The sequence below is a fragment of the Shigella sp. FC1967 genome, assembly GCF_001743005.1.
Lineage (GTDB): Bacteria > Pseudomonadota > Gammaproteobacteria > Enterobacterales > Enterobacteriaceae > Proteus.
On sequence record NZ_MIIZ01000923.1, the window covers coordinates 1 to 1,889 of the forward strand.

Sequence of the window (1,889 nt, forward strand, 5' to 3'; positions counted from 1 at the left end):
AAAAGGCCTACAACGAGACGGTTGCTCTCACTGATTATGCGGAAGCATCGAACGGTGAAGCTCAGTTCTCAGTAGACCTGTCTGGTGTGGATACTTCCTCTGTCCGTATCGCCGCTGAGGCTGTTCTGGAAAGCCCTGTTGAGGGTTACAACCGCACAGAGTTGTCTATCAGACCTGCCTTCTTGACAGTGCTTCGTGGTGGAGCCATCGGTGCTGGAGTAGAGGCTCGCAAGTTGTCTGGTGAAGCTCCGTTCACTGCTGTGTTCAAGTTATCTCTGGATGACCGTCAGGATCTCCGGGCTACCGGCCAGGTTGTGTGGGAAACCAGTAAGGACGACGGTAAAACCTGGGAACAGTTCATCCCAGAAGATCGATACAAGTATCAGCTTGTGAAGACCTTCGACAAAGGTGAGTACCAGGTTCGAGCCAAGGTGGTGAACGTCAACTCAGGCGCGGAAAAGTACACCGAAGCGGTCAGTGTTGTCGCTTACGACAAACCTGATATTGCTGTTGTCGGCCCGACCACGTTGTTTGTGGGAAGTGAAGGCAAGTACACCGCGAACCTGACGTTGAACGATGAGCCAATCTCCGGTGGCAATGCCGTTGTTGAGTGGTCCACTGACGGTGGCAAAACCTACGCGCAGACAGGGGATAGCATCACGCTTTCGAGCGATGAAGAAACCCGATACCGCCTGTGGGCTCGTGTGCGCTCTGCCACGGCCCCGGCTGATGACGGCTATGCCTATGAAGTTGCGAAAACGGCGGTTGACTTCCGAGCAGTGAAGGCACCTCGTCCTTACGTGACAGGGCCGCGAGTTATTGAGACCGGCAAGAAGTATGTGTTCAAAGCCGAAACCAGCCTGCCTTACCGTGGGATGGACGTGAAGCTGAACGGGTTCTTCACGCTGCCTGATGGCTCGATTGTGCAGGGTGATACTGCTGAGTACGTGCCTTCGGACACTGACCTCAACCAGGCTACTGTAGAAACGAAGTACACCACCTGGATCGAAGGATACCGAGATCAGGGTGCAGAAGCCTCGCATAGCCTACGCTCCCGCGTGTGGCAGTATGTATGGCCGAGCTTCGGAATGCAGGTCAGGAAGAACGCTGACGTGGCTCCTGCGACGATCACCGCGTCAGTGCGGCCAATTGCCTTCAACGGCAAGCTGGAAGAACCGACCTACGAGTGGGAGTTGCCGGAAGGCGCAGTGATTCAGGATCAGCGGCAGGATATTGTCCGGTCCTTTGTGATCAATGAGCCGGGCGATTACAACATCAAGGTGACTGTCCGTGATGCTCGCGGCCATGAAACCGTGATCGAGCAACCGCTCAAGATCGGCCAGGCAGAGCCCTATGCTATCGACCTGCAATACTCTGGCTCGAACAAATACGAGCGTGAGCCTCTGGATGTGCTGTTGCGACCGTACATTTCTGGCGGCCACCCACGCGACCGTATTTCGACTCGCGTCTACTCGGTAGATGGTACGCCGTTGGAAAGCAGCGGTTACTACGGCAGAGCAACTCTGGGCGCTGGTGAGCACAGCATCAAGCTGAAAATAACCTCAGAGATGGGGCATGAAGCTGAGGGTGAGGTGAACATCAATGTGGCAGAGAACAAGTTGCCTGCATGTAGCTTGAGCTCACGAGAGACCGTTGGGTCGTGGATCGTCTATGCGAACTGCGAAGATACCGATGGCCGCATGAAGTCCTACGAATGGACCATTGCCGGTGAGTTGCAGAGCATCAGCTCTGATCGAGTAACTATCAGCAAGGGCACCTATGAAACGATGCCGACCATTTCTCTGGTTGGGGTCGATGACTCTGGTGGCAAATCCGAAGCTGTCACGATGAACTAAGGTTCATTCCTCTCAAAGCCCGGTTCAGACCGG

The 1,889-nt window shown here is 54.9% G+C and carries 1 pseudogene; it reads left to right on the forward strand.

Annotated elements, in window-relative coordinates:
• A pseudogene (locus BHE89_RS15985) lies at positions 1-1,856 on the forward strand (hypothetical protein); the annotation flags it as partial.
• Positions 1,857-1,889 lie beyond the last annotated feature (33 nt).